This window comes from Arthrobacter nitrophenolicus (assembly GCF_000332815.1).
GTDB classification, from domain to species: Bacteria; Actinomycetota; Actinomycetes; order Actinomycetales; family Micrococcaceae; genus Arthrobacter; species Arthrobacter nitrophenolicus.
Window position 1 is genome coordinate 101047 of sequence record NZ_AOFD01000002.1, and the last position, 25691, is coordinate 126737.

At 67.4% G+C, this 25691-nt stretch carries 20 protein-coding genes, 2 tRNA genes and 4 pseudogenes; 14 read left to right on the forward strand and 12 right to left on the reverse strand.

Translation table 11 applies throughout. The features are described 5' to 3' along the window. Nucleotides 1–123: 123 nt before the first annotated feature. Both pepN and G205_RS01050 read left to right on the forward strand, forming a co-directional pair. A pseudogene (gene pepN / locus G205_RS01045) lies at nt 124–2675 on the forward strand (aminopeptidase N). 24 nt (nt 2676–2699) lie between these two features. After that, nucleotides 2700–3173 (forward strand): OsmC family protein, encoded by a 474-nt coding sequence (locus G205_RS01050; RefSeq protein WP_009372880.1) that lies wholly within the window; start codon nt 2700–2702, stop codon nt 3171–3173. On the opposite strand, the gene G205_RS01055 is transcribed toward G205_RS01050, so the two are convergent. Next, the gene (locus G205_RS01055; protein WP_009372881.1) at nt 3170–4156 is read right to left on the reverse strand and encodes an NAD-dependent epimerase/dehydratase family protein; all 987 of its coding nucleotides are present in this window, start codon (nt 4154–4156) and stop codon (nt 3170–3172) included. The genes G205_RS01050 and G205_RS01055 overlap by 4 nt on opposite strands. Before the next feature lie 65 nt (nt 4157–4221). Here G205_RS01055 and G205_RS01060 point away from each other — a divergent pair, with 65 nt between their 5' ends. Further along, nucleotides 4222–4926 carry a mechanosensitive ion channel family protein gene (locus G205_RS01060; protein ID WP_009372882.1) on the forward strand — a complete coding sequence of 235 codons (705 nt, stop codon included), beginning with the start codon at nt 4222–4224 and terminating at the stop codon, nt 4924–4926. Continuing rightward, nucleotides 4910–5362 carry a globin gene (locus tag G205_RS01065; protein ID WP_009372883.1) on the forward strand — a complete coding sequence of 151 codons (453 nt, stop codon included), beginning with the start codon at nt 4910–4912 and terminating at the stop codon, nt 5360–5362. Before G205_RS01060 ends, G205_RS01065 begins: the two co-directional genes overlap by 17 nt. A gap of 16 nt (nt 5363–5378) precedes the next feature. Here G205_RS01065 and G205_RS01070 read toward each other — a convergent pair whose 3' ends face one another. Beyond that, nucleotides 5379–6038, reverse strand: coding sequence for a DUF8185 domain-containing protein (locus G205_RS01070; protein WP_009372884.1), 660 nt, complete (start codon nt 6036–6038; stop codon nt 5379–5381). 63 nt (nt 6039–6101) lie between these two features. Here G205_RS01070 and G205_RS01075 point away from each other — a divergent pair. Then, nucleotides 6102–7080 (forward strand): annotated as a pseudogene (locus G205_RS01075) (acyl-CoA thioesterase). A gap of 63 nt (nt 7081–7143) precedes the next feature. Here the strand turns inward: G205_RS01075 and ettA are convergent. The 3 genes from ettA to G205_RS01090 form a co-directional block, all read right to left on the reverse strand. Beyond that, the gene (ettA, locus tag G205_RS01080; RefSeq protein WP_009372887.1) at nt 7144–8826 is read right to left on the reverse strand and encodes an energy-dependent translational throttle protein EttA; all 1683 of its coding nucleotides are present in this window, start codon (nt 8824–8826) and stop codon (nt 7144–7146) included. Between the two features lie 49 nt (nt 8827–8875). Beyond that, entirely contained in the window at nt 8876–9166 is a 291-nt protein-coding gene (locus tag G205_RS22340) for a DUF6993 domain-containing protein (protein ID WP_235046733.1), read from the reverse strand. 400 nt (nt 9167–9566) lie between these two features. Then, nucleotides 9567–10127, reverse strand: a complete 561-nt coding sequence (locus G205_RS01090; protein WP_009372889.1) for a single-stranded DNA-binding protein — start codon at nt 10125–10127, stop codon at nt 9567–9569. A 216-nt stretch (nt 10128–10343) separates the two neighbouring features. Here G205_RS01090 and G205_RS01095 point away from each other — a divergent pair. Beyond that, nucleotides 10344–10416 (forward strand) — tRNA-Arg (locus G205_RS01095). 55 nt (nt 10417–10471) lie between these two features. Here G205_RS01095 and G205_RS01100 read toward each other — a convergent pair. Continuing rightward, nucleotides 10472–11644 carry an ROK family protein gene (locus G205_RS01100; protein ID WP_009372890.1) on the reverse strand — a complete coding sequence of 391 codons (1173 nt, stop codon included), beginning with the start codon at nt 11642–11644 and terminating at the stop codon, nt 10472–10474. A 182-nt stretch (nt 11645–11826) separates the two neighbouring features. Here G205_RS01100 and xylA point away from each other — a divergent pair, with 182 nt between their 5' ends. Together xylA and xylB are read left to right on the forward strand one after the other, a co-directional pair. Beyond that, nucleotides 11827–13014 (forward strand): xylose isomerase, encoded by a 1188-nt coding sequence (gene xylA / locus G205_RS01105; RefSeq protein WP_009372891.1) that lies wholly within the window; start codon nt 11827–11829, stop codon nt 13012–13014. A gap of 3 nt (nt 13015–13017) precedes the next feature. Continuing rightward, nucleotides 13018–14435, forward strand: a pseudogene (xylB, locus tag G205_RS01110) (xylulokinase). 140 nt (nt 14436–14575) lie between these two features. On the opposite strand, the gene G205_RS01115 reads toward xylB, so the two are convergent. The 3 genes and pseudogenes from G205_RS01115 to G205_RS01125 all read right to left on the reverse strand — a co-directional run bounded on the left by G205_RS01115 (nt 14576) and on the right by G205_RS01125 (nt 17794). Continuing rightward, entirely contained in the window at nt 14576–15415 is an 840-nt protein-coding gene (locus tag G205_RS01115; RefSeq protein ID WP_009372892.1) for a sugar phosphate isomerase/epimerase family protein, read from the reverse strand. After that, nucleotides 15412–16625: pseudogene (locus G205_RS01120) on the reverse strand (dihydrodipicolinate synthase family protein). The gene G205_RS01115 and the pseudogene G205_RS01120 overlap by 4 nt, the downstream one beginning before the upstream one ends. After that, nucleotides 16625–17794 (reverse strand): Gfo/Idh/MocA family protein, encoded by a 1170-nt coding sequence (locus G205_RS01125; protein WP_009372893.1) that lies wholly within the window; start codon nt 17792–17794, stop codon nt 16625–16627. Before G205_RS01125 ends, G205_RS01120 begins: the two are co-directional and overlap by 1 nt. A 171-nt stretch (nt 17795–17965) precedes the next feature. Between G205_RS01125 and G205_RS01130 the strand changes: the two genes are divergently transcribed. Together G205_RS01130 and G205_RS01135 are read left to right on the forward strand one after the other, a co-directional pair. Continuing rightward, the gene (locus G205_RS01130) at nt 17966–19039 is read left to right on the forward strand and encodes a LacI family DNA-binding transcriptional regulator (RefSeq protein WP_009372894.1); all 1074 of its coding nucleotides are present in this window, start codon (nt 17966–17968) and stop codon (nt 19037–19039) included. After that, on the forward strand, nt 19036–19818 hold the full coding sequence (locus G205_RS01135) for an alpha/beta hydrolase (RefSeq protein WP_009372895.1): 783 nt from the start codon (nt 19036–19038) through the stop codon (nt 19816–19818). Before G205_RS01130 ends, G205_RS01135 begins: the two co-directional genes overlap by 4 nt. Nucleotides 19819–19845: 27 nt before the next feature. Here the strand turns inward: G205_RS01135 and G205_RS01140 are convergent, their stop codons facing one another. Next, nucleotides 19846–20748: an aldose 1-epimerase family protein gene (locus G205_RS01140; RefSeq protein ID WP_009372896.1), complete on the reverse strand. Its 903-nt coding sequence runs from the start codon at nt 20746–20748 to the stop codon at nt 19846–19848. An 81-nt stretch (nt 20749–20829) separates the two neighbouring features. Here G205_RS01140 and G205_RS01145 point away from each other — a divergent pair, with 81 nt between their 5' ends. Next, nucleotides 20830–21540 (forward strand): DNA alkylation repair protein, encoded by a 711-nt coding sequence (locus tag G205_RS01145; protein ID WP_009372897.1) that lies wholly within the window; start codon nt 20830–20832, stop codon nt 21538–21540. 38 nt (nt 21541–21578) lie between these two features. On the opposite strand, the gene G205_RS01150 is transcribed toward G205_RS01145, so the two are convergent. Together G205_RS01150 and mptB are read right to left on the reverse strand one after the other, a co-directional pair. Continuing rightward, entirely contained in the window at nt 21579–22220 is a 642-nt protein-coding gene (locus tag G205_RS01150) for a hypothetical protein (protein ID WP_235046734.1), read from the reverse strand. 200 nt (nt 22221–22420) lie between these two features. Then, a complete protein-coding gene (gene mptB, locus G205_RS01155) occupies nt 22421–23800 on the reverse strand; it encodes a polyprenol phosphomannose-dependent alpha 1,6 mannosyltransferase MptB (RefSeq protein ID WP_009372899.1) in 1380 nt (459 codons plus the stop codon). Nucleotides 23801–24133: 333 nt separating this feature from the next. Here mptB and orn point away from each other — a divergent pair, with 333 nt between their 5' ends. From orn to def, 3 genes are all read left to right on the forward strand, one after another. Beyond that, entirely contained in the window at nt 24134–24763 is a 630-nt protein-coding gene (gene orn, locus G205_RS01160) for an oligoribonuclease (RefSeq protein ID WP_083874975.1), read from the forward strand. Between the two features lie 129 nt (nt 24764–24892). Continuing rightward, nucleotides 24893–24965, forward strand: a tRNA-His gene (locus G205_RS01165). A 122-nt stretch (nt 24966–25087) separates the two neighbouring features. Continuing rightward, entirely contained in the window at nt 25088–25660 is a 573-nt protein-coding gene (gene def, locus G205_RS01170; protein WP_009372901.1) for a peptide deformylase, read from the forward strand. Nucleotides 25661–25691: the final 31 nt, after the last annotated feature.

Genomic DNA, 25691 nt, shown 5'->3' on the forward strand with positions numbered 1-25691 from the left:
TGTGCAGCACGCGGGTGTGACGCGGGCAACGTACCGGGCCGGGCAATGCAAGAATGATCAGTGCCGGAGCTGGGTACCCCCACCTCCGCAGCCGCAACTTCTCTGGAGGTCCACTTGCCAGGCATGAACCTGACCCGCGCCGAAGCCCGTGAGCGCGCCGATCTGATCACGGTCGACTCCTATGACATCCACCTGGACCTGACAAAGGGCGGGGAGGTCTTCGGCAGCACCACCACCGTGAAATTCACGGCAAGGCCAGGATCGTCCACCTTCATCGACGCCGTGACGCGCACCGTGCACAGTGCCACCCTGAACGGCCAGGCCCTCGATCCTGCCGCCGTGGCCGACGGGGTGCGCATCCAGCTGCCGGACCTCCAGGAGCACAACGAGCTCACCGTCGTGGCGGATGCGCCCTACATGAACACCGGCGAGGGCCTGCACCGGTTCGTGGATCCTGTGGACAACGAGGTCTACCTGTACACCCAGTTCGAGGTTCCCGATTCCCGCAGGATGTTCGCCGTCTTCGAGCAGCCGGACCTGAAGGCAACCTTTGCGTTCACCGTCACGGCGCCGTCGCACTGGGATGTCATCTCCAACTCCCCCACTCCCCAGCCGTCCCCCGCAGCGCCCGGCGACGACGGCGGGGCCCGTTCGGTCTGGACGTTCGACCCCACGCCCCGGCTGTCCTCCTACGTCACAGCCTTGATCGCCGGCCCGTACCAGTCGGTCCGCAGCGAAGTGTCCAGTTCCGACGGCCGGGTGATCCCGCTGGGGGTCTTTGCCCGGAAGTCGCTCATGCAGTACCTGGATGCGGACAACATCTTCGAGCTGACCCGGCAGGGCTTCGCATTCTTCGAGGAACAGTTCGGCTGCCCCTACCCCTTCGAAAAGTACGACCAGCTGTTCGTGCCTGAATTCAACGCCGGGGCCATGGAGAACGCGGGTGCCGTGACCATCCTGGAGGCTACGTCTTCCGCAGCAAGGTCACCCAAGCGCAGGTTGAGCGCCGCGCGATCACCGTCCTGCACGAGCTGGCCCACATGTGGTTCGGCGACCTGGTGACCATGCGGTGGTGGAACGACCTGTGGCTCAACGAATCCTTCGCTGAGTACATGTCCCACCTGGCTGCGGTGGATGCAACCTCCTTCACGGGCGCCTGGACCACGTTCGCCTCGGTGGAGAAATCCTGGGCGTACCGGCAGGACCAGCTGCCCACCACCCACCCGATCTTTGCCGAGATCAATGACCTGCAGGACGTTGAGGTGAACTTCGACGGCATCACCTATGCCAAGGGTGCGTCCGTCCTCCGCCAGCTGGTGGCCTGGGTGGGGCCGGAGCAGTTCATGGCGGGCGTGCGGGAGTACTTCGCCAAGTATTCCTGGCAGAACACCGAACTGAGCGACCTGATGGTGGAGCTGGAGAAGGCCAGCGGCCGCGACCTGGACGATTGGGGCCGGCAATGGCTGGAAACCGCCGGCGTGAACACCCTCCGCCCGGAACTGGAAACAGATTCCGATGGCACCCTGCGGTCCTTCACGATCGTGCAGTCCGCTGTGGAGGAGTGGCCCACCATCCGTCCCCACCGCCTCGCCGTGGGCTTCTATAACCTCAACGCCGCCGGGAAGCTCGAGCGGGTGCACCGCGAGGAGCTGGACGTCGACGGCGAACGCACGGACGTGCCCGGCCTGGTGGGCCTGGCCCGGCCGGACCTGATCCTGGTCAACGACGACGACCTCGCCTACGCGAAGGTGCGGCTGGACCCGGAATCCCTGGCCACGGCGACGGCGCACCTGAAGGACTTCGCGGCGAGCCTGCCGCGGACCCTGGTCTGGAATTCCGCGTGGGACGCCGCCCGCGACGGCGAAACGCCGGCCCGCAAGTACGTGGAGCTGGTCCTGGCCAACGTGGCGTCCGAGTCCGATTCCTCGGTGATCCTGGTGCAGCTCCGCCAGCTGGCCACGACGCTGAACTTCTACGTGGCGGAGGAACACCGCGCAGCGGCCACCGTGGCAGCGGCCGACCGGTTGTGGACGCTGGCGTCCGGGGTCCCCGGCGGTTCCGACGCGCAGCTGCAGTTCGTGAAGTCCTTTGCCCTGCTCGCCAGCAGCCAGGAGCAGTTGGACAAGGTGGCCGGGCTGCTGGACGGCTCGGCGGTGCTGGAGGGACTGGCCGTGGACCAGGACCTGCGCTGGGAGCTGGTGGCTTCGCTGGTGGCCGGCGGCCGGATGGGGCAGGACGGGATCGACGCCGAACTGCAGCGCGACAACACCTCCAGCGGCCAGAACGCCGCGGCCCTGGCCAAGGCTGCGATCCCCGCTCCCGAAGCGAAGGCGGCGGCGTGGGAGTCGATCGTGGTCAAGGGCGAACTGTCCAACGCACTGCAGGGGTCCGCGGTGAGCGGCTTCATGCGCGTCCATGACCGGTCGCTTCTGGAACCGTACGCGGAGAAGTACTTCGAGGCGGTGCCGGGCATCGTCGAGAGCCGGACGCACGCACTGGCCCAGCAGATCGTCGTCGGACTCTACCCGGCGCTGCTGACCACGCAGGCCACCATCGACCGAACGGACGGCTTCCTCGCAGCCCTGCCGTCCGGAAGCGCGGCGCTGCGGCGGATGATGCTGGAAAACCGCGACGGCGTCGCGCGCGCCCTTCGTGCCAGGGCCGCGGATGTGTAGCCGCAAGTTGGCCGGAGGTGAATGATGGGCCTTTCCGAACACCACTACGAACTGGCGGTGCAGTGGACCGGCAACCTGGGTGACGGGACCACGTCCTACCGCGGCTACTCGCGGGACCACGACATCATTATCCCCGGGCTGCCTGTCCTCAAGGGTTCCGCCGACCCGACGTTCCACGGCGACCGGGAACGGTACAACCCGGAACAGCTGCTCCTGGCCGCCCTGGCGCAGTGCCACATGCTGTCCTACCTGCATGTGGCCGTCAAGCACGGCGTGGTGGTGACGGACTACCGCGACGAGGCGACGGGGATGCTCCGGCTGAACCGGGACGGCAGCGGCCAGTTTGAACGGGTGACGCTGCGCCCCCGGGTCACGCTTGCCGACGGCGGCCAGGCGGAGTTGGCCGCCCGGCTGCACCACGAGGCCAACCAGGTCTGCTTCATTGCCCGGAGCGTGAACTTCCCGGTGGAGCACGAACCTGTCACGGTGGTTGCCTAGCCTGCGAGGCTCGCCACCAGCCGGTCTTCCGTGGCGGGTGCCAGCCCGGCCCTGCGTGGCCGGTCCAGGCCCCGGCTGCGTTCATCGAGCAGGGTGTCCGCCAGGGTTTCCTGCCAGGGCCGCAGGACCAGTCCTGCCGCTTTGGCGGCCTGGTTGCTGCGGGCCATGAAGCCGTCATGGCCGGGTGGACGCCACAGCGGCAGCGAGTCCGGGCCGGACCAGTACTCCACGCCCTGCTGCGCCAGCCATTCTTCGCCAGCCGTGACGGTCTGCCCACGATGGCCGGCAGCCTCCCGCGCCGCCTCGAGGAATTGTCCGAACGGCACTGTCTCCCCCACCGCGCTCAAAGCACCGGTGGTGCCTCGTTCCGCGGCCAGCAGAATCCAGCCTGCAAGGTCGCGGACGTCGATGACCTGCGTGGGGTGCCCGCCGATGTCCGGGACGAGGACCGGTTTGTTGTCCCTGGCCAGGCGCGCCGGCCAGTAGCCGTAGCGGTCCGAGCCGTCGCCGGGGCCGCCGATCAGGCCTGCCCGGCAAAGGTGGGCCCTGCCGCCGGCGGCAGCAAGGGTGGCGTCCTCGATGGCCGCCTTCGATTCGCCGTAGTTTTCGGCAGTGGATTCCACCCCCGGGTCCAGTGCCGGCAGGAGTGCCGCGTCCTCCGTTGCCCCGGGGACCGAGTGGTCCGCATAGACGGAGCAGCTGGATACGAAAGTCCAGTGCGCCGCCCGGTCTGCGAGGCACGCCAGCGCGTCCCGGGCGAAGGCCGGGTTCCGGGCGACGTCGATGACGGCGTCCCACTCCCCCGACACGCCGCCATAGGCTTTCGCGCCCAGTGAACGGTCCGCCCTGATCCACTCGGCACCCGGCGGTGGCGGGCCCGCCGTTCCCCGCGCCAGGCAGGCAATCCGGTGGCCTGCGGCGGCTGCCTGGCGGACGATTTCTGCTGACAGGAAGGCGGTTCCGCCGAGGATGAGGATGCGCATTGCTCCACGCTACGGGGCTAGGGTTAAAGGAGAACAGAGCCGCGCTTCAAGGAGTTTTTCCACCTATGGTCAATATGTTGTCAGTCCTGCCGTCCGCCGCGTCCGATCCGGACGGCGTCAGTATCACGGGGATCGTGATCAGCCTCGGCGTGGGCGTTGCCGTGTGGCTGGTGGCGACGTTCGTCATTTCCCGCATCACGCGGCGGGTGGCGTCCGGCAGCAACTTCTTCAAGAACCGCACTTTCAAGTGGGTGGCCCCCGCGCTGCGTGCGCTGGACCATGAACGGCGCGTGCAGCGCGCCGAGACCATCGGGTCCCTGCTGAACAGCGTCGTGGGCGTGCTGGTGGTGGTCATCACCGGCATGTACGTGCTGCAGAACCTGGACATCAACATCGCCCCGCTGCTCACCAGCGTCGGCATCCTGGGTGTGGCCATCGGTTTCGGCGCCCAGCAGCTGATCCGCGACTTCCTGGCGGGCATCTTCATCACCATCGAGGACCAGTACGGGATCGGCGACGTGATCGAGACCAGCGAGGTGGTGGGCGTGGTTGAGTCGATGGGCCTGCGCATCACCCGCGTCCGGTCCGACGACGGCGCCATCTGGTACCTGCGCAATGGTGAAATCCTGCGGGTGGGCAACCGGTCGCAGGGAAACTACGTCCCGCTGCATGAGGAGCCGGACGCACCACCGACCAGGGCTCGGACCACGGTGCCGAGAACACGAAGACCAACCAGAAAGCCGGAGAGTAGCCATGACGATTCCCGTTGAGCCCCAGCGGCCGCGCCAGCTGATGCAGAACGATCCCTTCAGCCAGCCCGGCTACACGGACAACTTCTACGACGCCGTGGGCGGCCACGACACGTTCGCCAAGCTCATCGACGTCTTTTACGACGGCGTGGCGACCGATCCGCTGCTGCGCCCGATGTACCCGGAAGAGGACCTGGGGCCGGCCAAGCGGCGGTTCCTCATGTTCCTGGAGCAGTACTGGGGCGGTCCCACCACCTACGGGGAGGAGCGCGGCCATCCGCGCCTCCGGATGCGCCACATGCCGTTCAAGGTGACGCCCGAGGCCAAGGACCGCTGGCTGTTCCACATGCGCAAGGCCGTGGACGCCCTGGAGCTGCCGCCCCTTTATGAAGGCACCCTGTGGGACTACATGGAGCGGGCAGCGCTGTCCATGATTAACAGCCCGTCCGGCCAGTAGGCGGTTCCTGCTGCTCCTAGAGCAGCCCGCTTCCGGTCCGGGCAAGGACGTGTCCGCGGGGGCCGGAGAGCCGGAACCAGCGGCCGGCGCGGTACAGCTTCTGGTCGCCGTCCGCGAGGAAACCCAGGGCGAGGGCGGCGAAGGCTGCCCCCGCAGGCAGCCCCGAATCGTCCAGTTCCCTGCCCCACACGGCTGCCCTCGCGTTGTTGACGATCATCGCGCCCGGCTTATCCGGCACAATGGAGGCCACTTCGGCGATTCCGGCTTCGGCTGCTTCCCGCAGGGACGCGTCGCTTCGCGGGCCTAGCAGCTCCCAGCCGCTGCGGGGCGCGCCCACGCCGGTCCAGGACTCGGTGACGGTGGTGGGCGGAACCGGCAGCTCGACGTCGTCCTCCGCTGCCCTGGCCAGGCGGTCCAGCACAGCCGACAACGTCACCGTGGCGTCCGTTTCCGACGGCGCCGCCAAGGCCATGGTGCGCAGCCCCAGGATGGTGGGGGTGGATTCACCCAGCAGGCGGGGCCGCAGCACGCACACGTACGCGGCGAGGACGGAACCCGCGGCCTGCAGCCGGATGGCGCCGTCGTCGATCGCTTTGGCGCGCGTGGCATAAGTCTTCAGGTCGGCAAGATCGCGGGGATCAGCGAAGCGGAAGGACGAGGTGAGGAGATCAGACACACCAAGAACACTACCGGCTGGGCCGCGGTTGAGCAGTGCCGGGGCGCCGTCTAGAGTCAAACCATGACTGAAGCCGAAGCCGGACTCCTGGCGCCGCCGAACGGTGACCCCACGTTGTCGCTGATCAAACTGCTTGACCTTGGCCAGCTGGAGGGAGCCCGGACGGACGAGGACATCTTCCTTGGGCCGTCGCAGCAGCAGCCCCACCACCGCGTGTTCGGCGGCCAGGTCCTGGCGCAGTCGCTGATCGCATCCATCCGCACCGTGGACCCGGAGCGGTTCGTCCATTCCATGCACGGGTACTTCCTGCGGCCGGGCGATGCCAACAAGCCCATCACGTTCGGGGTGCAGCGCCTCCGGGACGGCCGCTCCTTTTCCGCCCGCCGGGTCCACGCCTACCAGGACGGCGTGCCCATCCTGTCGATGATCGCGTCCTTCCAGGGCGAGGACGAGGGCGTCGAGCACGAGTCGGCCATGCCTGCCGGGATCCCGGACCCCGAGTCCTTGCCCTCCACCGCGGACCTGCTCGGCAAGTTCGACAATCCCGTCGCGCGGCACTACGCCTATGAACGGCCCTTCGATATCCGGCACGTGGATCCGCCGCTGTACATCTCGGCTAAAGGCACCCGGGAAGCCCGCAACGCGGTGTGGATGAAGACGTTCGGGCCCATGCCGGACAACGCCAACCTGCACCGGGCGGCCCTCGCCTACGCCAGCGACTACACGCTCCTCGAGTCCATCCTGCGCCGGCACGGCCTGAGCTGGATGACGCCGGGAATGAACGTTGCCAGCCTCGACCACGCCATGTGGTGGCACCGGCCCGCCCGCGTTGATGAATGGCTGCTCTACGTCCAGGAGTCCCCCAGTGCGCAGCGCCCGCGGGCTGGCCACCGGCAAGATCTTTAACCAGGCCGGCCAGCACGTGGCTTCGGTGGCGCAGGAGGGCATGGTCCGGGTTCCCACGGATGTGAAGAGCAAGGTGGTGGGGGCTTTCCAGTCCAAGGTCCTGGAACACCAGATCCGCAAAGCCGGCCGGGAGTAGCAGGCACGACGATACGCAGGAGGCCGGCACCCAACGGGTGCCGGCCTCCTTGGCGCTTGACTCCTAGTCGCGGGTCAGGCGGCGGTGGGTCACACGGTGCGGCTTGGCAGCATCGGGGCCCAGGCGTTCCACCTTGTTCTCCTCGTAGGACTCGAAGTTGCCCTCGAACCAATACCACTTGGAGGGGTTTTCGTCGTCACCTTCGTAGGCCAGGATGTGCGTGGCCACCCGGTCCAGGAACCAGCGGTCGTGGGATACGACGACGGCGCAGCCGGGGAACTCGAGCAGCGCGTTCTCCAGGCTGCTGAGGGTTTCGACGTCGAGGTCGTTGGTGGGCTCGTCGAGGAGCAGCAGGTTTCCGCCCTGCTTGAGGGTCAGCGCGAGGTTCAGGCGGTTGCGCTCACCGCCGGAAAGCACGCCGGCCTTCTTCTGCTGGTCCGGGCCCTTGAAGCCGAAGGCGGCCACGTAGGCGCGGGACGGCATTTCCACCTGGCCCACCTGGATGAAGTCGAGGCCGTCGGAAACAACCTCCCACAGCGTCTTGTTGGGGTCGATGCCGCCGCGGCTCTGGTCCGCGTAGGAGATCTTGACGGAGTCACCGATCTTGAGGTCGCCGCCGTCCAGCGGCTCCAGGCCGACGATGGTCTTGAACAGGGTGGTCTTGCCTACGCCGTTGGGTCCGATGACGCCGACGATGCCGTTGCGCGGCAGGCTGAAGGACAGTCCGTCGATGAGCACCCGGTCCTCGAAGCCCTTCTGGAGATTCTTGGCCTCCAGCACCAGGCCGCCCAGGCGGGGTCCCGGCGGAATCTGGATCTCTTCGAAGTCAAGCTTGCGGGTACGGTCAGCCTCGGCGGCCATTTCCTCGTAGCGGGCCAAACGGGCCTTTGACTTGGTCTGCCGGCCCTTCGCGTTGGAGCGGACCCACTCGAGTTCCTCGGCGAGGCGCTTGGCCTGCTTGGCGTCCTTCTTGCCCTGGATCTCCAGGCGGGCGCGCTTCTTCTCCAGGTAGGTGGAGTAGTTGCCCTCGTAGGGGTACAGGTGGCCGCGGTCCACCTCGGCGATCCATTCCGCCACGTGGTCGAGGAAGTAACGGTCGTGGGTCACGGCCAGGACGGCGCCCGGGTAGCTGGAGAGGTGCTGTTCGAGCCACAGGACGCTTTCGGCGTCCAGGTGGTTGGTGGGCTCGTCGAGGAGCAGCAGGTCCGGCTTCTGCAGGAGAAGCTTGCACAGGGCGACGCGGCGGCGCTCACCACCGGAAAGGTTGGTGACGTCGGCGTCGGCAGGCGGGCAGCGGAGGGCGTCCATGGCCTGTTCGAGCTGGGAATCCAGGTCCCAGGCGTCGGCGGCATCGATGGCTTCCTGGAGCTTACCCATCTCCTCGAGGAGGGTGTCATAGTCAGCGTCCGGGCTGGCCATTTCCTCGGAAATCTCGTTGAAGCGCTGGATCTTGCCGTAGATCTCGCCCACGCCTTCCTGGACGTTGCCCAGGACGGTCTTCTCTTCGTTCAGCGGGGGCTCCTGGAGCAGGATACCCACGGTGTAGCCGGGGCTGAGCCGGGCTTCGCCGTTCGAGGGGGTGTCCAGTCCGGCCATGATCTTGAGGATGGTGGACTTACCGGCACCGTTCGGGCCTACAACGCCAATCTTGGCGCCAGGGAAGAACGACATGCTTACGTCGTCAAGAATGAGCTTTTCGCCAACGGCTTTTCGGGCCTTGGTCATTGTGTAGATAAATTCCGCCATGGTTCCAAATCTAGTGGGTTGGCGGGCTTAACTCATATTTGCGGCAGACTCAGGAGCCGACGAAGCACTTGCCGTTCGCCAGCACGGGCAGGACCATGACCGTCACTGTCCCTTCCCTGACCTGGCCGATGACGCAATCCTTGCCCTGCAGCACCGCCGCTTCGATGGCATCAGCCTCCAGGCCGGTGGGGGTACGGCTCTGGGAGACCTGCAGGACGCCGGGTGCAATGCCGGCGCCGGTAAGGGCGTCGGTCACCTGGGCGGTGGCCGGCTTGGGCGCCGCCGCCGCGAGCTGGGTCAGCACGGTAGTGACCGTCTCCTTGACCTCTTCGGTGGCCACAGTTTCGGGATTGGCTGAGGGCTTGGCCGACGTGTCTGCGAGCGCCTGGCCGCCTGCTCCGCTATCCCCGGCGGGAGCAGTTTGCGCAGCCGGCTCTTCTTTGCCTGTGGCGGACCCAACAGGTTCAGTGGTGGAGCCGGGGGTACAGGCCGACATCAGGATTAGGAGAGCCGCGCTTGCAAGCATACGAAGCGGCATCGTCCGGAAACAGAAGGATGCTGAGGGAGCAGCTGGGAAGCCGCCGGCCCTGTTGATCTGCCGGTGGTCAGGAGTAAGCCGCATGCTGTCATTCTGCCACGGCAACCTGGCCGGTTTTGCAGCCTGAGCGGACAGGGCGCGGCCGGGGGGTGCCGGCACCCTGCCCGCCCAGGAACCTGGGGGGCGCGTTGATTGGGGAAAGCTAGACTCCTGATTCGGCGAGCTCCCCTGTTTCCAGATTGAGCGGCACCAGGTTGCCGTCGCCGTCCTCCACGTAGGTGGCGGCAGGATCACCGCCATCCACGTCGTCGTCGCCATCATCGGGTTCGTCGAGCGGGCCATCCGGGTGGATGGTGTGTGCCGGGCCGGTAGGGGTCCCGTGCTCCACAAGCGAGAGAGCCGGCTTCGTGGAAGAACGGGTGAAGTTGGCCGTGCCCCACATGAGGTCATGGCCCACGGAGTCGGCGTCGATGGTGTGGGAGTAGTAGACCCTGCCGTCCCTTTCCCAGCTGCGGATCTTGAGCTTTCCTACCACGATGACGGGCTGGCCCTTCCTGATGCTGCAGCCAATGCTGCCCGCAAGATGCCGGTAGCCCTGGACCAGGAACCAGTTCGTGTGGCTGTCAGACCAGACGCCGGTTTCCCTGTCGCGCCGACGGGTGGTGGAAGCTATGCGGAAGGAGGCAGTGGCGGTTCCTCCCGGCGTGGTGCCGCTCGTGATCTCGGTGGCAACAAAGCCCCGGATCGTGATGGTGTCGCTCATCTCTTCGTCCTGTCGTTAATGGTGATGCCCTAGCAGGCAAGACCAGCTTGCCGCCGGAGCGTTGACGGGACGAGGGCACGCAGCTCCTATGTGGACAACATCGCATTCGCGACGCCTGTAGAGGGGAAGTCGGCCACGCGGGGATGGACACGCACCACAGGCAGTCCCGGCAATGTAAACTTTTCGAGGCGCCGGAGTTCAGCTCCGGATGCACCTGCCTCAGTAGCTCAGGGGATAGAGCAGCGGCCTTCTAATCCGCCGGTCGGGGGTTCGATTCCCTCCTGGGGCACGCCGGATGACGCCTTCGGTTCGGGGAACCGGAGGCGTCGTGCGTTAACGCCGCGTCAGGACTGCAGCAGGTGTGGCGCGTCGATCAGCGAGCGGACCACGCTGCCGGCAGCGCCGAGAAGCGCCCCTGACTCCCCCACCACGGAAAGAGTCACCTGCTCCGGGGAAAACCTGCCGGGGGCGTACCTGCCGAGGCTTGCCAGCAGCGGTGCCCGCAGCCACGGATCGAGGACGGCGAAGTGGCCGCCGAGCACCACGGAGCCGATGTTCACCACCCGCATGGTCGAAGCCAGCGCCACACCGAGATAGCGGCCGGCACGGTTCACGGCCGCCAGCGCCGCGGGTTCGCCCGCCTGCAGCGCCTGCACCAGCAGGGCCATCGACGCAGACCGTGTCCGGGTATCGGCTGCGATACCGGCGGCGGCAAGGATCGCGTCCTGGCCCGCCACTGTTTCCAGGCACCCGGTTCCCCCGCAGGAGCAGCCGGTGCCGTCGGGTTCCACCACCACGTGCCCAACTTCCCCGGCATGTCCCTCCGGGCCCGTGAACAGTTCGGAACCGATGACCAGCCCGCCGCCGACACCCACTTCGCCCGAAACAAACAGGAAGTCAGAGCCCTCCTTTGGCCGGTGCCGTACCTCGGCCAGGGCTGCTGCGTTGGCTTCGTTGAAAAGTGACACGCCCAGGGGCGCGCCCGGCAGCACCGCGCCGGGCTCCAGCGTGACGTTGGCCCACCCCAGGTTTGGCGCGGTGAGGATGCGTGCCGCCGCCGGATCCACAAGACCGGGCACCGCGAGCCCTCCACCCAGGACCTCGACGCCGTGCTCCCCCGCCGCCGCCCGGACCGTGCCGGCCAGGCCTGCCAGTGCCGCCAGCACGGGGCCTGTACCCGCGGACCGGTTGTCCTGCTCGCGCACTTCATGGACCAGGAGGTTTCCGGACAGGTCCACCAGCCCCGCCGCAATGTAGTCGACGTTGATCTCCATGCCCAGGACACCACGGGCGGGATTGAGTTCAAGGCCGACGCCGGGCCGTCCGCGGCCCTGCTGGCTTTGCCCTGCTTCACGCAGGAGTCCCGCGTCCAGGAGGTCCAGGACCAGGCTGGACACGGGACGCTTGGTCAGCCCCGTGGCAGTGGCCAGCTGGGCCCGGCTGGGGTGGACACCGGCGGGCGCCTTGGCTACTGCCCCAAGCACCAGCGCGGTATTGCTCCGGCGGACGTCGCCCATGCTTCCGGGCACGCCGGCCGCAGTTGCAGGCAAAGCCGGGGCAGTCGCCAATGGAACCTCCCTAAAGAATTTTTCTCCGGCTGGGGCGCCGGACCTCTTGACCCCAGCCTACGGCGGTGCATATAGTTTAGGCAATGAACTAATTGCCCGCACTGCTGCGGCACGAATGCAAGGAAGCATCAATGACCCTCTCCCCCACCCCCGCAGACAAGTTCACCTTTGGCCTCTGGACCGTTGGCTGGACGGGAGCCGACCCGTTCGGCGTTGCCACCCGCGCCGCCCTTGACCCTGTTGAAGCCGTCCACCGCCTCAGTGAACTCGGCGCCTACGGCATCACCTTCCATGACAATGACCTGATCCCCTTCGAAGCCACCGCTTCGGAGCGGAACCTGATCCTGAAGAACTTCCGGGCAGCCCTCGCAGAAACCGGCCTGAAGGTACCCATGGTCACCACCAACCTGTTCAGCCACCCGGTGTTCAAGGACGGCGGCTTCACCTCCAACGACCGCTCCGTCCGCCGCTTTGCCCTGTCCAAAGTGCTGCGCAACATCGACCTCGCCGCCGAGTTCGGCGCCGAAACATTCGTTATGTGGGGCGGACGCGAAGGCAGCGAATATGACGGCTCCAAGGACCTTTCCGCCGCCCTTGACCGCATGAAGGAAGGCGTGGACACAGCCGCCGCCTACATCAAGGAAATGGGCTACAACCTCCGCATCGCGCTCGAGCCCAAGCCCAACGAGCCCCGCGGCGACATCTTCCTGCCCACCGTCGGCCACGGACTGGCGTTCATCGCCCAGCTCGAGCACGGCGACATCGTAGGCCTGAACCCCGAGACCGGACACGAACAGATGGCCGGCCTGAACTTCACCCACGGCATCGCCCAGGCCCTCTGGGCCGGCAAGCTCTTCCACATCGACCTCAACGGCCAGCGCAGCATCAAGTACGACCAGGACCTGGTCTTCGGCCACGGCGATCTCACCAGCGCCTTCTTCACGGTGGACCTGCTCGAAAATGGTTTCCCCAACGGCGGCCCCAAGTACGACGGCCCCCGGCACTTCGACTACAAGCCCTCCCGCACCGACGGCTACGACGGCGTCTGGGAGTCCGCCAAGGCCAACATGGCGATGTACCTGCTCCTCAAGGAACGTGCCACCGCCTTCCGCGCAGACTCCGAGGTCCAGGAAGCCCTCGCGGCCTCCGGTGTCTTCGAACTCGGCGAAGCCACCCTTGCCCAGGGCGAAACCGCCGCGGACCTGCTCCAGGACGCAGCCTCGTTCGAGGATTTCGACGCCGACAAGGCCGCCGAACGCTCCTTCGCCTTCGTCCGGCTGAACCAGCTCGCCATCGAACACCTCCTGGGCTCCCGCTAGGCCATGGCCCTCGTAGCAGGCATCGATAGCTCCACCCAGTCCTGCAAGGTGGTGATCCGCGACGCGGACACCGGAGCGCTGGTACGGCAGGGACGGGCCGCTCATCCGGACGGTTCGGAAATCCACCCGGAGCACTGGTGGACGGCACTCCAGGAAGCCATCGCCCGGGCCGGCGGGCTCGACGGCGTTGCCGCGGTCTCCGTGGGAGGCCAGCAGCACGGCATGGTCTGCCTGGACAGCGGCGGGGAGGTAGTCCGGCCCGCCCTGCTCTGGAACGACACCCGCAGCGCAGGTGCCGCGGCGGACCTGATCAAGACGGCGGGCGGCGGCGACACTGCCGCAGGCGCCCGCTACTGGGCAGAAACGACCGGCACAGTGCCAGTAGCCTCGCTGACGCTGACCAAGCTGCACTGGCTGGCGGAAAACGAACCGGAAAACGCCGCCAGCGTGGCTGCCATCTGCCTTCCGCACGACTGGCTTTCCTGGCGGCTGATGGGCCACGGCCCCGGCAGCGGCGGGGAAGGACTGAAGGCCCTGGCCACGGACCGTTCCGACGCGTCGGGAACGGGGTACTACTCGACGGCGGACGGCCGGTACCTGCCGGAGGTCCTGGCAGCCTCGCTCGGCCACACGCCGGTGCTGCCCAGGGTGCTCGGCCCGCTCGAAGCGGCAGGCCGGACTCCGCAGGGTGCCCTCGTCGCCGCCGGCGCCGGGGACAACGCTGCCGCCGCCCTCGGCGCCGGCGCACGGCTGGGTGACGCCGTAATGTCGCTGGGCACCTCCGGCACGGTCTTTGCCGTCTCGGAAACGCCGGCGGCGGACCCCTCCGGACTGGTGGCCGCTTCGCCGATGCCGCAGGGCACTACCTGCCGCTGGTCTGCACCCTGAACGCCACGCGCGTTTTCGATGCGACGGCGGCGTTGCTGGGAGTGGACCTTCCGGAATTCAACCGGCTGGCACTGTCGGCGGCGCCCGGAGCGGGGGGCCTGACCCTGGTCCCGTACTTCGACGGCGAGCGGACGCCCAACCTGCCGGACGCAACAGGATCGCTGCACGGCATCACCCGCGCGAACTACACCCCGGAGAACATGGCACGTGCGGCCGTCGAGGGCGTGGTCTGCTCACTGGCCGACGGGCTTGCCGCGCTGCAGGGCCAGGGGGTCGCCGCCCGGCGGATCCTGCTGGTGGGCGGCGGCGCCCAGTCCGCCGCCGTGCAGGAGGTGGCACCGCGGCTGCTGGAACTTGATGTCGCCGTGCCGCAGCCGGGCGAATACGTGGCCGACGGCGCCGCACGGCAGGCCGCCGCGGCACTGGCGGGACGCTTCCCGGAGTGGGCGGCAGACGCCGTCGTTCTTTCCGCGGGCAGGGACGACGCTGGAGTGCTGGCCCGTTACCGGAGCTGCGCGGCGCTGTACGCCTAAGCTCCACCACACAGAAGACAGCTCCACCACACAGAAGACCCGGACCGCGCTGCGTGCGCGGTCCGGGTCTTTTCTGTGGGGCGCAGGCTCCTGCCGTGACGTAGCAGGAGCCCGCGGTCTGGCCAGGTATCCGGACGATGTCAGGCGAACGGGAGGACAAGCTCCGCGTAGCGCTCCTTCACCGTGTACAGGACGGTGTTGCCGTCCGTGTCCCAGATTTCCTGGTTGAAGATTTCCACTTCGATGTCGCCGGTGTAGCCGGCGTCGCGCACCCAGGTGCCGATAGTGGCGAAGTCCACCACGCCGTCGCCCATGTATCCGCGGGAGAGCAGCGGATCGGCGGCGATGGGCATGTTGAAGTCGCACACCTGGTAGGAGGCGATGCGGTTTTCGCGGCCGGCGCGTTCGATCTGCGCCTTCAGTTCCGGATCCCACCAGACATGGAAAGTGTCGACGGCGACGCCCACCGTGGAGGCGTCGAACGGGGCCGCGAGGTCCAGCGCCTGGCCGAGGGTGGAGATCAGTGCACGGTCCGCGGCGTACATCGGGTGCAGCGGCTCAAGCACCAGGCGGACACCGTTTTCCTCCGCGAACGGGACAAGGTCGGCAAGGCGGTCCGCCACGCGCTGGCGTGCGGCCACCACGTCCTTCTCCGCCGGGGCCAGCCCGCCCACCACCAGGAACAGCTCCCGGGTGTCCAGGGCAACGGCTTCCAGGATGGCCGCCCGGTTGTCCGCGAGCGCGGCCGCCTGGCCTTCGGCGTCGGCAGCCGTGAGGAAGCCGCCCCGGCAGAGGGAGGAAACCCGCAGCCCGGCGTCCTTGATCAGGCGCGCGGCCTTGTCCAGCCCGGCCTCCTCCACGCGGTCCCGCCAGGGGCCGATGGCGGGGATGCCGGCGTTGACGCAGCCCTCAACGACCTGCGCCAGGGTCCATTTCTTGGTGGTGGCGCTGTTGATGGACAGGCGCGAAAAGTCGCTCATACTCCCACTCCGTTGATCCGCAGGTAATCGGACATCCGGAAGGCGGCCAGGGCGGGGTCCTTCAGCAGACCGGCCTGGTCGGCCAGTTCGAAGGTTTTGGCCAGGTGGCAGACGGACCGTCCGGAGTGCAGGCCGCCCACCATCTGGAAGCCGGGCTGCTTGCCGTTGAGCCACGACATGAAGGCGATGCCGGTTTTGTAGTAGAACGTCGGGGCACTGAAAATGTGCTTGCCCAGCTCGCGGTGGAGTCAAGGATTTCCCGCGCCCTGGCGGCGTTTCCGGCGTCGTAGTTCTGCAGGGCCACCGAGGCGGCCGGATAGATCGCCGCGAAGATGCCCAGCAGCGCGTCCGAGTGGTGGCTGCCGTCGCCGTCGATGAGCTCCGGGTAGTTGAAGTCGTCACCGGTGTAGAGGCGGACACCGTCGGGCAGGGCCGCACGCAGGGCCACCTCGTGGCCGGCGTCCAGCAGCGAGACCTTCACACCGTCAACCTTGTCCGCGTTGTCCTTGATGAGGTTCAGGAACGTCTCGGTTGCGGCGGGCACATCGTCAGAGCCCCAGTAGCCGGCGAGCGCGGGATCGAACATGGTCCCCAGCCAGTGCAGGATGACGGGCTGGTCCACTTCCTGCAGCAGGGTGGAGTACACGTTCACGTAGTCCTCGGGGCCGCTGGCCACCTTGGCCAGGGCGCGGGATGCCATGAGGATGACCTTGGGCCCGGCCTCGCTGATGACGGCGATCTGCTCGCGGTAGGCCTCAAGGACTGCCTTGAGGCCGGCTTCACCGACGGGAAGGGAGTCGATGTCCAGCTGGTCGGTGCCAGCACCGCACGCCACGAGGTCGCGCACGGACTTGCCGGCGGTTGCGGCGTTGCCGGCCGAGACCACCGAAGCAGCTTCCACGCCGGTGCGCTTGATGAGCTGCTGGGTGGCTGCCCAGTCCAGGCCCATGCCGCGCTGGGCGGTGTCCATGGCATCGGCAACGCCCAGGCCATAGGACCACAGCTCGTGCCGGTAGGCCATGGTGGCGTCCCAGTCGAGCCGGGCCGGGGTCCCGGGGGTGTTGTCGGCGAGGACTTCGGGAATGACGTGCGCGGCGGCATAGGCGCGCCGGGCCGTCAGCGGGGCGGTGGGGCGGGCCCACGTGGTGGCACCCTGGAGGCGGTACTCGCGGGTGCCGCCGTCGGAGGAGGGAAGGATGAGCGAGGTCATTAGAGGGTGATCTCCGGGATGTCGAGGGTGCGGCGTTCGTCGTTGGACTGCAGGCCGAGCTCGGCGAGCTGGACACCGCGGGCGGCGGAGAGCAGGCCGAAGCGGTGTTCGCGGCCGGCGACGACGTCGCGCAGGAATTCTTCCCACTGCAGCTTGAAGCCGTTGTCCAGCTCGGCGTTGGCCGGGACTTCCTGCCACTGGTCACGGAAGGATTCGGTGACGGGCAGGTCCGGGTTCCAGACGGGCTTGGGGGTGTGGGCGCGCTGCTGGGCGACGCACTTGTTCAGGCCGGCGACGGCGGAGCCGTGCGTGCCGTCCACCTGGAACTCAACCAGTTCGTCACGGTAGACCCGGACGGCCCAGGAGGAGTTGATCTGGCCGATGACCTCGTCGCCGCCCGGGGTTTCCAGCTCGAAGATGCCGTAGGAGGCGTCGTCCGCGGTGGCCTTGTATTCCTTGCCGGCCTCGTCCCAGCGGGCAGGGATGTGGGTGGCGGTCTTGGCGTTGACGCTCTTGACCTTGCCGATGATGCCTTCCAGGACGTAGTTCCAGTGGCAGAACATGTCCGTGGTCATTCCGCCGCCGTCTTCCTTGCGGTAGTTCCAGGACGGGCGCTGCGCGGCCTGGATGTCCCCTTCGAAGACCCAGTAGCCGAATTCGCCCCGGATGGAGAGGATCCGGCCGAAGAAGCCTTCGTCCACCAGGCGGCGGAGCTTGACGAGGCCGGGCAGGTACAGCTTGTCGTGGACGACGCCTGCGGTGACGCCTGCTTCCTTGCCGATGCGGGCCAGTTCAATGGCTTCCTCGAGGGTTTCCGCGGTGGGCTTTTCGGTGAAGATGTGCTTGCCCGCCTGCATCGCCTTCTTCAGGGTTGCGGCGCGAAGGCTGGTCATGGACGCGTCGAAGACAACATCCACGGTGGGATCGTTGATGACGGCGTCGAGGTCGGTGCTCCACTCGGCAACCTTGTGCTTTTCGGCGAGCTCGCGGATCTTGGCCTCGTTGCGTCCCACCAGGATGGGCTCAACCTGGACCCGGGTGCCGTCCTCCAGGGTGAAGCCGCCGGCATCACGGATCGGAAGGATAGACCGCAGCAGATGCTGGCGGTAGCCCATCCGGCCGGTGATGCCGTTCATGGCGATGCGGATCGTTTTCGTTTCGAAGCCCATGTGTCCTCCACGGTGAGTGAGCAGTTTTACTCAAGTCGTATTGGGAAAGCGCATTCCCACTTCTTCAATGATGCACGCCGCACCGTTGGTTGGCAAGCGCTTTCCGCCAACAAGTTTCTGCGCCATAATGTGATAACCGCTTAATTTGGTCCACGACACCCAGGAGATGCTGTGGCTGCAAGTACCCTCACCGAGGTGGCCCGGCTCGCCGGGGTATCCCCCGCTACCGCATCGCGCGTCCTCAACGGCTCGGCACGCAAGCCCGGCAAGGACATCGCGGACCGGGTCCGCCAGGCGGCCGATTCGCTCGGCTACATCCCCAACGCCCAGGCCCAGGGCCTGGCCAAATCCAGTTCCGGCCTTATCGGCCTCATCGTCCATGACATTGCCGACCCCTACTTCGCCGCCATCGCCCGCGGGGTGCAGGAGGCTGCCCGGGAGCAGCGCAAGATGGTCCTGCTGGCCACCACCGGCGGCGCGCCCGCCGAGGAGAAGGAAGCCGTGGCCGCCTTTGCCGCCCGGCGCGCCGACTCCATCGTGATCGCCGGTTCGCGGTCGTCCCGGACCGAGGACCAGGAGGACAACGCGGAACTGGCGGCGGAGCTGGACAGGTACTGCCGCAACGGCGGGCGCGTGGCCGTCGTCGGGCATCCGGTGGTGGGCGCCTCGGCGCAGGACGGATACCACGTGGTGGCCGTACCCAACCAGGAACTTGCCGGCGCGCTGGCCGCCAAACTGGCCGCGCACTGGGGCGGGGACTTTGTCATCATCGGCGGACCGGAGGGGCTGCTGACCTCTGACGACCGGATCCACGGCTTCCAGGAGGGCCTGGCGAAGGCAGGACGGGCGCCGGCGGAAATCCTGCGCAGTTCCTTCAACCGGGCCGGCGGGTACGAGGCGGGCCTGAAGCTGGCAGCGCGGATCAAGGGCGGCAGCACCGGAACCGGGGAACCGGCCGGCCCGAAGATGTGCATCTTCGCCGTGAACGACGTCATGGCCATTGGAGCGGCAGCGGCACTGCGGGCGGAAGGACTGCGCATACCGCGCGACGCAGCCATTGCCGGTTTTGACGATATCGAGACCCTGCGGGATTTCCGTCCGGCACTCTCCACCGTGAGCCTGCCGCTGGAGGAGATTGGCCGGCTCGCCACCCGGGCCACGGCGCCCCTGGCGGGCGACGGCGACAGCGCGCCGCAGCCCATCACCGGCGAGGTCACGCTGCGCCGCAGCACGGAGGCGGCATGAGCGTGGCGATCGACCTGAGGGAAGTCCCGGCCGCCGCCGGAAGCGGGGGCGGCACCAGGCCTGCGTTCCTGGTGCTTCCGGGCGGCGGGTACGCCAGACAGGCGGACCATGAGGCGGAGCCCGTGGCGGAGTGGCTGGCTTCGCTGGGCGTCCACGCCTTCGTGCTGCGCTACCGGGTGGCCCCGGACCGGCATCCGGCACCCCTTGAAGACGCCAAGGAGGCCATGCTGTACATCCGCAGCGGTGTTCACGGCCTGGCCGTGGACCCGGAGCGGGTGGGCGTGCTCGGGTTTTCCGCCGGCGGACACCTGGCTGCAACCCTTTCCACGGGGGCTGCCACCGGCAGCCCGCGGCTGGACGTCCCCGCGGCGGTCCCGGACCTGAGCGTCCTTTGCTACCCCGTCGTGTCCCTGACGCACGAAGTGCACCAGGGTTCGGTGGACAACCTCCTGGGCGGCGCGCCGCCGTCGGACCTCCTCGCAGCACTGTCCGCCGACCTGCACGTCAGCAGCGTGACGCCGCCGGCGTTCCTCTGGCACACCGCCGATGACGCGGCGGTGCCGGTTGGCCACAGCCTGCGCTATGCGGGCGCGCTGATGGCAGCCGGCGTCCCGGCGGAACTGCACGTCTTTCCGCAGGGCCGCCACGGGCTGGGCCTGGCGGGCGAAGAACCGGGGACGGCCCAGTGGCCCTCCCTCTGCGCGGACTGGCTGGCACGGGCAGGCTGGGCGGGGCCGGCCGCAGCGGCGCCACTGGCAGCAGCCGCCGCCAAAAACTAGGGGGTTACGCCCGCCGGCCTGCCGCCGTCAACCGGTGGCACGGATGGTCCACGACGCCGAGTGGGAACCGCCCGGCTGCAGGTGCACCACGTCCCGGCCCGAGTTGAAGGCGTCCGGCGGGCAGGTCATCGGCTCCACGGCAAGGCCCAGCCTGTCCGGACCTGCGGGCTTGTCCGCCGTGTGGACCTGGACCCACGGCCACTCGGGGCCCCAGGCCAGTTCCACTCCCGTTCCCGCCGGGTCCGTCACCCGTACACATGCCTGCCCATCCTTGTCCCGGGTGATGCCGGTGAAGGCATGGTCTATCTTCAGCGGCCCCACGCGGCGCGGCGCGCGGAAGTCGAACGCATGCCGTTCAACGCTCCGCATCCCCACGGGCAGCAACCGGTCCGGCGTCACCTCGAGGAACTCGCCGGCAGGAATTTCGAGTGACCAGTAGTCCAGCGGCGCAGGCCCGGCCACCAGATAGGGGTGGGGGCACACACCGTAGGGTGCGGCGGCCTTGCCCGTATTGATGGCCTTCACGGTGCTGTGCAGGCCGTCCGCCGAGAGGGCATACGTGGCCGTCAGGTCCAGTTGCGAAGGAAAGGCCGGTCCGGGTTCCACGCGGAAACCCAGGGTCACTTCACTTCCGCCGGCGGCCAGGACTTCCCACACCTGGTCCGTAGCAAGGCCATGGAGCGCGGACCTCCTCTCCGGCTCATTCACTGGCGCCTCGTAGTCCTGCCCGGCGTAGGTGTACTTTCCGTCCTCAAGGCGGTTGGGCCAGGGCGCACAGATGACGCCGCGGTAGTCGGGAATGGGGCCGTCAGCACCGAAGCCGACCACAAGGTCCCGCCCGCGGTGCCGTAAGTTGCGGAGCGCTCCCCCGCGTGCGGTGATCAGGGCCGTGTAGGGGCCCGAGGCGATGGTGAATTCAGTAGCGGCCAAAGTGATCCCCGGAAAGTAGGTTGTTAGCGCTCACCAGCTTACCGCAACCCTTCGGGTGGCCTGCAGGTTAGAGTGGCGGACATGGGCACCGGGGAACGGATCAACGAGGCTGTCCTCCGCCTGATCCGGAACGCCCTTCGGGAGCGGGCAGATCCTGCCCGGGCTGCCGGCATGCAGGCCTACATGAAGTCCAGCGAGCCGGCGCTGGGGGTGCGGGTGCCGGAAGTCCGCAAGGTGGTGGCGTCAGCTGTTGCGGCCGCGCCCTTTACCTCGCCGGAGCAACTCCGCGCCACCGTACTGGAGTTGTGGCGCACCGCGGGCTTCCGGGAGGAACGGTACGCAGCCATCGACCTGACCGGAGGCCGGCTGGTGGCCGGGGACCTGCAGATGCTCCCGGTATATGAGGAGATCATCCGGAGCGGGGCGTGGTGGGATTTCGCGGATGGAGTGTCCGGCCGGCTCTGCGGGCTGCTGCAGGCACACCGGCCGGAGATGTCGGCGGTGCTCCGCAGCTGGAGCAGGGACACCGATTTTTGGATCAGGCGGGCTTCCATCACAGCCCAGCTCAAGGCGAAGGACGCCACCGACGCCGCACTGCTCGCGGAGGTTATCGAAGCGAACCTGGCCGACCCCGAGTTCTTCATCCGCAAAGCGATCGGCTGGGCGCTGCGGGAGTACGCGAAGACGGCGCCGGCATGGGTGGCGGCCTTCGTTGCCGCACACGCGTCCCGGATGAGCCCGTTGACCCGCAGGGAGGCCCTGCGGCGGATCGGGCAGGAAAGTCCGGCCTAGATCACGGGACGCTCGACGACGGGCCCGCCGGCTGGCTCTCAGGCCGCGGTTCCGTATCGCGGGGGCAACGGCACCACTTTCTGCCAGGCCTCAATCCGGCATCTGGCCCGCGCTGCTGCAAGCGTCAGGATTACCCCGCCGAAGGCCAGCATCATGAGTCCATATACAACAGCTTCGGCCGGAGGTCCCCACACGGCCTGCAGAACCACTGTCCCCGGGACCAGCCCGAGGTAGCCCAGCAAGCCTGCGCCAAACGCCCACGGGTAGACCGCAGCCAACGAATGCGATATCGCGCCCGGGCTCCTGGCGGGAAACCCCAGTCTGGAGGCGCCAGCTGCGAGGATGAGCCCCAGCAGCGGCGGGCCGAATCCGCCGCCCACAGCCAGAAGCAGCAGCGAGAGCCCGGCCAGCAGCAACGGCCCATGGCGCCGGCGCATACCAGTAACTGCCCAGGCTCCCAGCAATGCGGCCACCAGCACGGATGCGATGCCGGAAGCCAGCAGGTTCGGAATTACGGTCAGGGCAGGCTCCCCGTCCAGCACCTCGAACGCTTCGTTGCCGGGCCAGGAACGGAAGACCGGGCCGTCCGGTGCCACCGGCCCCTGGAGGATTTCCCCCACGCCATGCTCAACTCCGGCCATTGCTGCCAATACCCCGAAGACGCCCACCACTTTCCTCATTGCCCCGCCTGGCTTGCCTGCTGCAACGGAATAGGACTTGGGGCCTTGCCTGCCGGATCCCATGCCGGGCCTCCTAACACTTCCGGACGGCCCGAGCTTACGCCGCGCCGGGCGTCTCCAGTAAGAGTCCAAAGGCCCTGCAGGCGTACCGCGCTGAACCGGTGCCAGCCGTACAGCCGGACAGAAGAAGCGACGGGCGCCTAGATCACGGGACGCTCGACGACGGGCCCGCCGGCTTTGCGGAACAGCCGCTTGGTTTGCGGATCCCAGAAGATCAGGTAAAGCCCGAACAGCAGCCCGGTCACCGCCGCGGCAACCCGAGCCAGGGCGAGCGCGAAACCGAGGTCCTCGGTCTGCAGGTAGGGGAAGACCTCCAGCTGGTCGGAGATGGCGTAGATCATGAAGAAGGACACCACAAAGTAGAGTGCCTTGACCTGCCAGTCATTGCGGATGCCGGTGACGGCAAACAGCGGGATGAGCCACACCACGTACCAGGCCTGGATGATGGGGGCCAGCAGCACCACGGCAGCGAGCGCCAGCGTCAGGCGCCGCATGAGACGGTCATAGTCGCCCCGGAAAATCTGCCAGCAGACGACAGCCACAGCCAGCAGCTTTCCGGCATTGAAAACCCAGCCGGCCGGCACGGATCCGTCGAAGCCGAAGGAGTTGGCCAGCGAGGCCACCACCATTCCGATGAGCCCGACGGGCGCGTACCAGATGGAGATGCTGCCGGGGGCGGAGAGCCCGCTGATCCAGCCAAAACCGAAGCCGTTGACCAGGGCCATGAGGGTCAGCAGGGCCAGGCTCAGCCCGCCGGTCAGGGCCCAGAACACGAACTTCCGCGCCCAGCCCGCCTCCCGGCCGGCCCAGAGCAGGCCGATGAACGGGAGGAACACGATGGTGATGGGTTTGACCGCGATGGACAGGGTAACCAGCACGATGCCCCGGATGGCCCGCCGGGTGGCCGAGTAGTACAGCCCGGCCAGAGCCAGGCCGATCATCAGCGCATCATTGTGGACGCTGGCGATGAAGTTGGTCAGGAAGAGCGGGTTCGCGGCGGTCAGCCACAGGGCGCGGTGCGGGTTGATCCCGTGCAGTTCGGCAAGTTTGGGCACGTAGATGACGCAGAGGATTACGCCGGCCACCGCCACCAGCCGGAACAGCATCACGCTGGCTTCCGGCTGGACGTTCGTGGACCACACCACCAACTGCTCAATCCACAGGAACAGCTGGCCGTAGGGAACGGGTGCTTCCGTCCACATCTTGTCCGCGCCCAGCTGGAAGTAATTGGACAGCGCCGAGATGCCGTTCTCGTACGGGTTGAAGCCTTCCACCATGAGCCGGCCCTGGCCGATGTACGCATAGACGTCACGGCTGAACAGCGGCACGCAGAACATCATGGGCAGCCCCCACGCCACCACAGCCTTCAGGGTGGCGCTGCGCGCCTCGGCTCCCCAGACGTGGACGATCTGCCCCAGCCGCAGCCAGGCCCGCACCAGCAGCATGGCCCCCACGGCCAGCAGCACGATGGAGAGGGCCACTCCGGCTGCCTCGGCGCGCATCCAGATGAACAGGGGCATCCGGCGCAGCTCCGAGACGGGGGCGAGCAGCCCACGCCCAGCGAGCCGACCAGCAGGAACATGGAACCAACGAAGCCGGCCAGGAGCGGGAAGCGGGGATTGTCCATTCCGGCGGTGCCCGCTCCGGCGGTGGCGGCGGCCGCCAACTCCCCCGCCGCGGGCAAAGGCGCCGTCATCTCAGGATCGTCCAATCTTTTTGCGTGTGAGCGGCTTGTGCCCGGCAGGCAGCACAGCCGTCCGGGGGCGCTTTTCGTCCGACAGCAGGGCGACCCGCCGCGTACCGAAATCCTAGCACCGGCCGGATGCCGGGAGGTGTAACGGTAGGCTGGTCCGGTGCCTATCTCTAACGAACGAATCGTCTGGATCGACTGCGAAATGACCGGTTTGGACATCAAGAACGATGCCCTGATCGAGGTGGCGGCCCTGGTCACCGATTCTGAACTGAACGTCCTTGGTGACGGCGTGGATGTGGTCATTAAGCCGGACGATGCCGCTCTTGCCCAGATGAACGATTTCGTCCGGGATATGCATACCAAGTCCGGCCTGCTGAAGGAGCTTCCGTTCGGCAAGACCATGGCCGAGGCAGAGGCGGCAGTGATGGAGTACATCGCGGAATGGGTGCCGGACCCGCGGAAGGCTCCGCTGGGCGGCAACTCGGTAGGGACTGACCGGGTGTTCCTTTCCAGGGACATGCCAGCCGTGGTGGAACACCTGCACTACCGGGTCATCGACGTCAGCACCATCAAGGAACTGTCCCGCCGCTGGTACGCACGCGCCTACTTCCAGTCCCCCGCCAAGAAGGGCGGCCACCGGGCCCTGGGGGACATCAAGGATTCCATCGACGAACTCCGCTACTACCGCGAGGCCGTGTTCGTCCCCGCCCCGGGTCCGGACAGCGTGACGGCCCAGCAGATTGCCCGCCGGATCACGGCAGGGGAAACGGCCGGGCTGCCGGAAGCGTAATCTGCGCCACGTTTGCAGGAATTTTTCCCGAAAAGGCCAAAAGTGGACAAAGCACCCCTGAAGAGCAGGTAAGCTATTTGAGTTGCCTTTCCAGGGGGCCGGGAAGCCGGTCTTTCTGCGGGAAACATGGTGGGCGTAGCTCAGTTGGCAGAGCGCCTGGTTGTGGTCCAGGAGGTCGCGGGTTCAACCCCCGTCGCTCACCCTCACGGGACGGCAGTAGCCGTCCAAAAAGGAGGCCGTATCGGATATCCGGTACGGCCTCCTTTGTTGTTGCAGCATCGTCCCAGGCCCCCGGCCAGGGCCGCAAGCCGAAGGACCACTGACATGACCGTTCTGCCAATCACCATCTGGGGAGAACCCGTGCTGCACCGCCGGGCCTCCGAGGTTGAGGTGTTCGACGACGACCTGCGCGCCCTAATCGCCGACATGTTTGAAACCAACGATGCAGCCAACGGCGTAGGCCTCGCGGCCCCCCAGATCGGCGTCGGTAAGCGGATCTTTGTCTACAAGTACGCAAACGACGACGGCGCTCCACCCACCGGCGTCCTGGTCAACCCGGTCCTGACGCTGTCAAAAATCTCCGGCGCCGCTCCGGACCCGGACGAGGAGGAAGAGGGCTGCCTGTCCTTTCCCGGGGAGGTGTATCCGCTCAAGCGTGCCGAATGGGCCCGGGTTGAAGGCTTCGACGGGTTCGGGCAGCCGGTGAAGTTCGAGGCAACCGGCTGGTTCGCCAGGGTCATCCAGCACGAATACGACCACCTGGACGGAAAGCTCTACGTCAACCGTCTCATGGACCGCTACTCCCGCAAGGCGATGAAACAGGCCAAGAAGAACGGCTGGGGCGTGCCCGGCTTGACCTGGATGCCGGGAGTGGATCCGGACCCGTTCGGACACTAGCTGGCCGCTGCCTCCAGGCACGGAGAGGCTG

Coding starts and splice junctions, on each gene's coding strand:
- G205_RS01050 (WP_009372880.1), top strand. CDS start 2,700: ATGGGCCTTTCCGAACACCACTACGAACTGGCGGTGCAGTGGACCGGC.
- G205_RS01055 (WP_009372881.1), bottom strand. CDS start 4,156: ATGCGCATCCTCATCCTCGGCGGAACCGCCTTCCTGTCAGCAGAAATC.
- G205_RS01060 (WP_009372882.1), top strand. CDS start 4,222: ATGGTCAATATGTTGTCAGTCCTGCCGTCCGCCGCGTCCGATCCGGAC.
- G205_RS01065 (WP_009372883.1), top strand. CDS start 4,910: ATGACGATTCCCGTTGAGCCCCAGCGGCCGCGCCAGCTGATGCAGAAC.
- ettA (WP_009372887.1), bottom strand. CDS start 8,826: ATGGCGGAATTTATCTACACAATGACCAAGGCCCGAAAAGCCGTTGGC.
- G205_RS01090 (WP_009372889.1), bottom strand. CDS start 10,127: ATGAGCGACACCATCACGATCCGGGGCTTTGTTGCCACCGAGATCACG.
- G205_RS01100 (WP_009372890.1), bottom strand. CDS start 11,644: ATGGGCGACGTCCGCCGGAGCAATACCGCGCTGGTGCTTGGGGCAGTA.
- xylA (WP_009372891.1), top strand. CDS start 11,827: ATGACCCTCTCCCCCACCCCCGCAGACAAGTTCACCTTTGGCCTCTGG.
- G205_RS01115 (WP_009372892.1), bottom strand. CDS start 15,415: ATGAGCGACTTTTCGCGCCTGTCCATCAACAGCGCCACCACCAAGAAA.
- G205_RS01125 (WP_009372893.1), bottom strand. CDS start 17,794: ATGGGCTTCGAAACGAAAACGATCCGCATCGCCATGAACGGCATCACC.
- G205_RS01135 (WP_009372895.1), top strand. CDS start 19,036: ATGAGCGTGGCGATCGACCTGAGGGAAGTCCCGGCCGCCGCCGGAAGC.
- G205_RS01145 (WP_009372897.1), top strand. CDS start 20,830: ATGGGCACCGGGGAACGGATCAACGAGGCTGTCCTCCGCCTGATCCGG.
- G205_RS01150 (WP_235046734.1), bottom strand. CDS start 22,220: ATGAGGAAAGTGGTGGGCGTCTTCGGGGTATTGGCAGCAATGGCCGGA.
- mptB (WP_009372899.1), bottom strand. CDS start 23,800: ATGCCCCTGTTCATCTGGATGCGCGCCGAGGCAGCCGGAGTGGCCCTC.
- def (WP_009372901.1), top strand. CDS start 25,088: ATGACCGTTCTGCCAATCACCATCTGGGGAGAACCCGTGCTGCACCGC.